Below are 8085 nucleotides of genomic sequence, written 5' to 3'. Positions count from 1 at the left end.
TTGAAGGTTTTCCATTGGAACCCATTGATTTGGTCTTGTTGGATGGTCGGGTCCAAAAAATGCATAAGTATAGTTTGTCTTCGTCGTGCTGTCCATTCCAACATATGTTCCGATTGTATCGTTTTCTGTAAATCCAATATAAATTGTTCCAAGGTTACTCAATTGGGAAGCATACGGGCTTAAATCAATTGTGAGAAATTGCCCATCATACCCGGGTCTATTCGTTGAAAATAGGAATGGTGTAATTATGTCATTTCCGGGCAAGCCATTGTTGTCGGACCAAATATGGAAATAAAAGTCCTTTGGAGCATTGGAAGGTATATTTGAGCCAGAAAATTCTTGTGCAAAAGCTGCAAGTATCTTAGCGTTTATAAGTTGATTCACGCTTACCTCGGGGATAAATTTCACAGCCCAGCCATATCCAATTCTATTGTTTCCAAATCCAAGGAAATTTGCTTGACCAGCAAATCTATCAGGTGTTCCATCGTCATAGGCGGTTTCAACATAAAATGCAATTTGTCTCCCTTGCGAACTATATGAGTAAGTCGCGCTTGTTGAACCAGTATTTATGACGATGAAGACAACCATCATCACGGTTGAACCAAATTCCGGGACCGAAAATTGCGTCCCAATTGGAACATCAACAACTTGTTTGACAGATTGACCAAACTTTATCGCTTTAACTTTTAAAAGTGAAGAGCTTGTAGTGAAAGTCACTTTCAGGGATTCACCATAAGCAAATGCAATATAATCAACGGCGTATCCCCAAACGCTTTGATTAGTCACATTGACATTTGGGTCGGTGTGGAAATTCGCTTCCTTCGGTTTAGATGAGATTGGATAGGTGTAGCCGTATTTAGTGTCAACGGTTTTGTCGTTTAAATAGTTTGCAATAAACCAGTTTGTCAAAAGTTGTGTGAAGTCATATCCAGCGCCAATGCTTAATAGGACATTGTTTAATCCTTGAGAACCGTTTGCTGGTTCCTGAACCACACGCTTTAGGACGCCATCCCCAAGTTGTTCTGTATAATAAAGCGTGAACAAAGCTGCTCTGGAGTAATCAGCAAGGACATTCCCGCTTATATTATTCCAATCAAAAAGTGGGACATCGGGATTGCTAAAATATGTTGACGGGCTTCTCAAAGGATAACCGCAAATTACCTCTGCAATCTCAGAAAGTCCCTCATTTATAAAAGTTGCTTCATCCCTGTCATAATTATAGTGAATCAAATGTTGATATTCATGAGCGAGCGTGCTTAAAGGTCTTTCTGGATTGCGCGAGTTGTTGTAATAAATTCCAGGATATGAATCAATGTAAAGTATATCCCTCCTGTTGCTTCCGGCATTGTCTGTTTGATCCCAGGAGAAGAAAAACCCCGCAACATAACTTCCCCCAGGTTGCCAACCGTCTTTTATATCCGTGATGAGAAAATCGGTTTTTCCGTCACCATCCTTGTTTGGCGGATTACCAAAGTATTGATGATCAAGCGCGACTATACCTTTATTTGGATCACGTGAGTTAGGCGGGGTTTGATTTTCAAGAGCATTTAAAATCGCATTCACCTCATCTTGCGTGACATGACCGTTGTTAAGCTCTGTCGTGTCAACCCAAACCTGTGTCAAATTTCCAATCGCTCTTAATTCAGCAGTGATATAATCAAATTGATTAGTTTCTAGATTATAAACATAAAAATTTCTTCTTGTTCCAATCGTATCTGCCGTTTTTGAAGGTGTAGATTTTTCAAGCGATGATTTCAGCATCAAAGCATAAAGTTCAGGGTTGTAAATCCGTGTATTTTCAAGCGCTTGCCTTGCTATATCGTCATTTAAAAATATCGTTGCACAAATCGGGGTTCCAATATCATCTGCGGGGTTATCAAGAGTGATTTTATTTATCCCATTATCTTTGGTGAGATTTTGCGCAAGCGAGAAGTTAAAGAAAAACAAAAGAAGAAATGTAAATTTTGCTTTCATGATGCCCTCCATTTGTTTATTTTGTTAAAATTTTGAAACCCTTTACCACAAGTTTTCCCTTCTCAATTCCCTTTGTCTCTTTTTTCTCAATTTCAATCACAACATATTTACCTTGGTTTTCCCACAAACTTTTATAGACGGGTGAATTTTTTGAGATCAGGTAAACTTTGCCATCCCTGCTTTCAATGGCAAGTTCAACAAATGGTTCGTTCCCAGTCGTATAAATTTTACCTTCAAGGGTTTGTTTCTGAGGCGATGAAGATGATAAAAAATAACAACCTGAAATTAGAAAAGAAATAAGAAAAATTATTTTCACATTAAACCCCTTGCCTTTGATTTTAAAAAATCTTCCTAACTATTTTTATTTCCTCTTTCGTAAAGAACCTCAAACCTAAAAGAAAGATAAAAAAGAGGATCAAAATTGTCAACTTTAAGTGTGTGACATAGCTCAAAGTGAAAGATAGGGCGGTTGCAACCCCAATTTTTGCTATGCGTTCATATTCGTACCTTATTGGATAAATCCTCTGGACAGCTATGAAAAGAGAAATAGCCATGATGAGATAACTTATCAATGTTGCCCAGGCGGAACCGTACATTCCAAGGATTGGAATTAAAGTGTAGTTTCCAAGTATGTTTGCAATTGCTCCGATCCCTGTAATGTAGGGTAGATATTTTGTCTTTTTTTGGATGTAAATTCCAACTATCAAATTAACATAAATTCCGTTGAACAGGTATCCGAGCAAAACGATTGGAACTATTCCAAGTCCCAACCAATAATCGGGATGTATTATATATCTGCCAAGAATTTTCAACTTGACGAAATCTTCAATTAGAAGTGAAACCAAAATAAATAATAATGCTCCAACCAGCGTGAAATATGTCATCACCCTTGAGAATAATTTCTTTGCGTCGGGGTTGTTCGCATTCCTTAAAAAGAAAGGTCGCCAGGCGTAATCAAACATTGAGACGAAAAGCATCATAAAGATCCCAAGGCGATAATTTGCTTGATAGATGCCAACTGTTGCATCGTCAGTCAAAGCTTTTAGGATTGGGCGGTCTATCACTTGAATTACGATGGCGGATAGCCCAGACGGAATATAAGGCAACCCGAACTTAAGAAGCTCAATGTATAATCTTTTCAAAAACGAGAATGAGAGATTTTTTAAAATTATTGGTAAAACCATAAGAAATGTCAAAGCAGAAGAAGCAACCCCGCTTATGAAGACCCCATAAACACCGAGTTTGAACTTTAAGAGCAAAACTATGTTTAAAGTGACATTTACAACTATGTTTACGATTTTTATCGTTGAGAAAATCATCGCTTTGCCTTCAAGCCGTAATGCAGACAAAGGTATTATGCAAAGCGCGTCAAAAAATAAAATCCAAGCAGAATATCTGATGCAAACGGAAAAATCAATGGGTATATTGATAAGATTTGCTATCTTTTCGGAGAAAATGTGAATTATTGAAGAAAACAGGAGCGATGTCAGAAAAATTGAAATGAAAGGGGTGCTGAAATTTTCCTTCTTGCTCCCGATTTCAAGTGATGAGGCATATCGCATATAAGCGGATTCCATCCCGTAAGAATAAATGATGTTAAGAAATGCTATATATGCGTAAATTGTCGTGACAATACCATATTGGTCGGGCTTTAAAACATTGGTATAAAATGGGACAAGGATGAAGTTTAAGAATCTGCCAATTATAGTGCTTAAACCGTAAATTGCGGTTTCCTTCCCAAGTTGCTTTATCTGGTCAAACATCGTTACCAGACGATGTGTGATTCCGCATGATATGAACTTCTAACAAGCGGACCCGACTCAACATATCTGAACCCCATTTCAAGCCCGATTTTTTTGAGCATTTCAAATTCCTCGGGTGGAACAAATCTATCAATCGGTAGGTGTATCTTTGTCGGCTGAAGGTATTGTCCGAGGGTTAAAATGTCAACATCAATTGAGCGAAGGTCCTTCATCACATCAACGACTTCTTCTGTTTTCTCACCGATTCCAAGAATAAGCCCTGTTTTTGTGACGAGACCATGTTTTTTACAATAATCAAGGACTTTTAAACTTCTTTCGTATTTTGCTTGTGGTCTGACTATTTTATAGAGTCGTGGGACGGTTTCAACATTATGGTTCAAAATGTCGGGTTTTGCTTCAATTACTATATCAAGTGCTTTTTCATCTCCCTTGAAATCGGGAATTAACACTTCAACCCTGCATTCTGGGACGAGCTCTCTTATCTTTTTTATTGTCTCTGCGAAAATTCCAGCACCACCATCTTTCAAATCGTCTCTATTGACGGATGTTATCACGGCATGTTTTATTCCCATAAGTTTAACTGCTTGAGCGACCCTTTGCGGTTCGTCAGTGTCAAGCCCAATTGGTTTGCCTGTCTTGACAGCACAAAAGCCACAACTTCTCGTGCAGATATCTCCAAGTATCATGAAAGTAGCTGTTCCCCTTGACCAGCATTCCGACATATTCGGACATCTTGCCTCTTCACAAACCGTGTGAAGTTTATATTCAGAAATGATGTTTCTCACCTTCATAAAGGACTCATTTACCTGAAGTTTTATCCTTAACCATTCGGGTCGTCTCTCTTTAATCTGCATCCGCCAAGTGGAATTTTGTTTTTAATTTCATACAAAGTTAAAAATTTTGTTTGAGAAATGAAATTTTTGTTTTTGCTCCCTATTGGTTTAAATTTAAATAAAAAAGCGATTCGTGTTAGTTTCTCTAAACGCAAATTATATTATACTTGTCCTTGCTGTTTTGTTTGGTGTTATCACATCTTTCATCTCATATTATGGGATTACTTTTCCAGGGGGCAAGGGGAGAATATATTTGCTTTTAATTTTGAGGGCTTGCGCTTTATTCTTGGCGTTTATGTTTTTATCTGAACCCATACTGACGCTGATTTCAAAGTCGCAAAAACCGCCCGTTCTTGCGATTTTGCTTGATAATTCAAAAAGTATGCAAATCGTTGACCGCACAGGGGATAGAAAGAAAATTGCAAAAAGAATTGCTGAAAAATTAAATGAAATTCAAATCAACGGAGAGAAAAAATTTTTTACATTTTCAACTGATGTAAGAGAAAAGAAAAACTTTACCCCTGATTCGTTGGATTTCTCCGGTGGCGCCACAGATATAACCAGTGCCTTAAAAAAGATAAACAGCGTTGCCTTGAAAGAAAATATAAAGGGAATTGTTCTCGTTTCAGATGGCGCTTACAATATTGGGGAAAATCCATCTTACTTTGCTGAAAGGGTTGAAATACCAATTTTTACAATTGGCATCGGGGATTCATCCGCTCAAAAAGATATAAAAATTACCGATGTTCTTTTTAATGATGTAGTGTTCGCTGGTAGTGAAAATCCACTCGTTGTTAGAGTTAGTGCATCTGGATTTGAACCCGGGCAGGAGATTTCGGTAAAACTTTATGATGAAAGTAAAGAAATTGGAAGTGAGAAAGTGAAATTAGCAAGCGGGACAAATGAATATACGGTGAATTTTAAATTCGTTCCGAGAGATGAAGGGGTTAGAAAATTTATAGTCAAAGTTCAGCAACTTCCTGGGGAAGTGACGCATCAAAACAATCAGAAATCATTCTATGTTAAGGTTTTGAAGGGGAAGTATAAAGTTTTAATTGTGAGCGGTGCTCCATCACCTGACCTTGCATTCATAAAAAGAGCGCTCGTTGAAAATAAAAATTATGAGGTTATATCATACACTGAAAAGAAGGGAAAGGAATTTATTGAGGGGAATTTTGATATCAAAAATGCCGAATCAGCCGATGTGTTTGTTTTTGTTGGCTACCCTGTTAAAACATCCGATGAAGAAATTTTAATGCGTTTGAAAAATTTGATTTCAGCGCAAAATAAACCTTTCCTTTTTATACTTAGCCGAACGGTTGATTTCAATAAACTTCGCGGGTTTGATGTTTTACCATTTAAATTTTCAATGATTAAAGTTGATCCAGCATTGACATCGGAGGATGTTGTAAGCTTATCTATCACCGAAGAGGGGCGAAATCATTCTGCAACCGACATTGGAGATGGGAATTACATTTGGAATATCTTGCCGCCGGTGTTTAAGGTTCGGGGTTCATTTACACCTGCGCCTGGATCAAGTGTGCTTGCGAAAGCGAAATATCAAAATGTTGAGACAAATGAACCATTGATAGTTGCGAATCGTGTCGGGACAAGAAAATCAATTGCGTTATTATGCTACGGGATATGGCGCTGGAAACTTTTAACCGCTACTAATAAGGAATTTGAAGGGTTCTTTGAAAAGTTTGTAAATAACACCGTCAATTGGCTTATAGCTCCAAGCGAAGAAGAATTTATCAGGTTCAAAGTTGATAAAAATTTCTTCATGGAAGATGAGGAAGTTAAATTTACAGCACAAGTTTATAACGAAAATTATCGCCCAATTGAAGATGCTGAGATTAAAGTTGAGATTTCAAGTTTAACCACCGACAAGGTTTCCGAAGAGCTTCCAGCGGGTGAACTTAATCTTGAACATGTGGGTTCGGGTATATACTCCGGTGGAATATCTCTAACGAAAGGGGATTATAAATATACAGCAAGTATCTCAAAAGCTAGGAAGACGCTCAAAGTTTTTTCAGGGCGCTTCACCGTTGGTGAGTCCGAAATTGAATTTTCTGTAACGAATATGAATGTAAAGCTTCTCAGGGAAATTGCTCAAAAGACAAAAGGAGTTTTTCTCCTGCCCGATGAAGTTGATTCACTTGATAAAATTATCAACTCCGCAGAAGAATTTAAAGCAACTGTTGTTGAGGACAGGAAGGAATATATCCTGTGGTCAAGATATGAGACGCTTTTTGCGGTGATATTTCTCCTGTCGGTTGAGTGGTTTTTGAGAAAAAGGTTCGGACTTGCATAGTTTGATAGTTTTGGTAAAATCTGGTGTAGCGCATGGTTTAATCTTGGTTAATTTGTTTAATCCAAAGATGGTTATCATTGGTAGAGGGGTTGGGGAGGCATTGGAGGATTTGTTAATTAAGCGGTTGTGTGAGTGTTTAAGTGGTTATGCTTTGCCACAGGTCTATGAGTGTTTAGAAGTTGTCAAGACGAAATTGGGATATTGGGTGCTGTAGCTTTGGCGATTATTGTAGGGGAAAGGTAAAGTTAATCACAGAAAAGCCACGGCGGATTGAAAGAGCTTTTGAAAAGTTGGAAAGATTTGTGGAGTTGAGGGAGATTAAAAAGGATAAATACACTTATAAGGTGACAAAGCAGAGGGTATATGGTCCTGGTGTTACGAACATGGTGTTATCTTTGTTTAAGGTTGGTGATGATTTTTATTCGGGTTTGGATTTGTATGAGGTGGATGAGTTATTTCCTCAGTATAGGTTGGAGGATGTGGCTGGTTTGGGGGATGTTAAGAGGTTTATTTATCAGAGGTTAATTGCTCCGTTTGAGGATGAGGAGTTAGCTTCAAAGTTGAGGCTTAGGGTTGGAGGCGGTATGTTACTTTTTGGTCCTCCGGGAACTGGGAAGACTCTTATAGCGATGGCGATAGCGAATCACATACAGGCGAAATTTATAGAGATAAGTCCGTCTGTGATTTTGGGTTATCCTGGGGAGGCGGAGAAAAGGTTAGAGAGGATATTTTCTAGGTTGGAGAAAGAGCCGCGAGCTGTGGTATTTTTGGATGAGGCGGAGTGGATATTGTGTAGGAGGGAGGAGCAGACATCGTCGGTTATGCAAAGGGTTATTCCTGTTCTTTTGAGTCAATTAAGTAGGATATTTAAGGATAAAAGCAAGCCGATTATAGTGATTGCAGCAACGAATAAGCCTGAGATGATAGATAGTGCTTTTCTCAGACCGGGGAGGTTTGATAAGTTATTTTATATTGGGTTACCAGATGAAAGTGCGAGGGTTGAGATAATAAAGATGTATTTAAGGGATAGGGAGCATAGGTTAACGGATATGCAGATCAGTGAGATTGCGAGGAGGTTGGAAGGTTATTCTGGGGCGGATATAGAGCAGATAATAGAGGAGGCGGCTTTTCTTGCTTTTGAGGGAAGAAGGGACAAGCAGGATGTTAAGATAACGGTTGAGCATATAAATGAGGCGGTTAA

At 38.4% G+C, this 8085-nt stretch carries 6 protein-coding genes; 2 read left to right on the top strand and 4 right to left on the bottom strand.

What is annotated here, in order from left to right:
• The 4 genes from FKZ43_RS11525 to lipA form a co-directional block, all read right to left on the bottom strand.
• A partial coding sequence (locus tag FKZ43_RS11525; RefSeq protein ID WP_181180350.1) for a hypothetical protein occupies positions 1–1974 on the bottom strand: 1974 nt, incomplete at its 3' end.
• A gap of 16 nt (positions 1975–1990) precedes the next feature.
• On the bottom strand, positions 1991–2290 hold the full coding sequence (locus FKZ43_RS10655; RefSeq protein ID WP_140945877.1) for a hypothetical protein: 300 nt from the start codon (positions 2288–2290) through the stop codon (positions 1991–1993).
• Between the two features lie 22 nt (positions 2291–2312).
• Entirely contained in the window at positions 2313–3737 is a 1425-nt protein-coding gene (locus FKZ43_RS10650) for a lipopolysaccharide biosynthesis protein (protein WP_140945876.1), read from the bottom strand.
• Positions 3738–3739: 2 nt separating this feature from the next.
• The gene (gene lipA, locus FKZ43_RS10645) at positions 3740–4591 is read right to left on the bottom strand and encodes a lipoyl synthase (RefSeq protein WP_140945875.1); all 852 of its coding nucleotides are present in this window, start codon (positions 4589–4591) and stop codon (positions 3740–3742) included.
• 112 nt (positions 4592–4703) lie between these two features.
• On the opposite strand from lipA, the gene FKZ43_RS10640 reads away from it, so the two are divergent.
• Both FKZ43_RS10640 and FKZ43_RS10635 read left to right on the top strand, forming a co-directional pair.
• Entirely contained in the window at positions 4704–6884 is a 2181-nt protein-coding gene (locus tag FKZ43_RS10640) for a vWA domain-containing protein (protein ID WP_140945874.1), read from the top strand.
• Positions 6885–7063: 179 nt separating this feature from the next.
• A partial coding sequence (locus FKZ43_RS10635; RefSeq protein WP_140945873.1) for an ATP-binding protein occupies positions 7064–8085 on the top strand: 1022 nt, incomplete at its 3' end.

Origin of the sequence: Candidatus Thermokryptus mobilis, assembly GCF_900070205.1 — a bacterium.
Classification (GTDB): Bacteria; Bacteroidota; Ignavibacteria; order Kryptoniales; family Kryptoniaceae; genus Kryptonium; species Kryptonium mobile.
Note: the sequence above shows the minus strand (reverse complement) of the source record. Positions and strands in the feature narration are given on the sequence as shown.

What these genes read in the sequence shown, in the direction of transcription:
- FKZ43_RS10650 (WP_140945876.1), bottom strand. Translation starts at nt 3,737, where the DNA reads ATGTTTGACCAGATAAAGCAACTTGGGAAGGAAACCGCAATTTACGGT.
- lipA (WP_140945875.1), bottom strand. Translation starts at nt 4,591, where the DNA reads ATGCAGATTAAAGAGAGACGACCCGAATGGTTAAGGATAAAACTTCAG.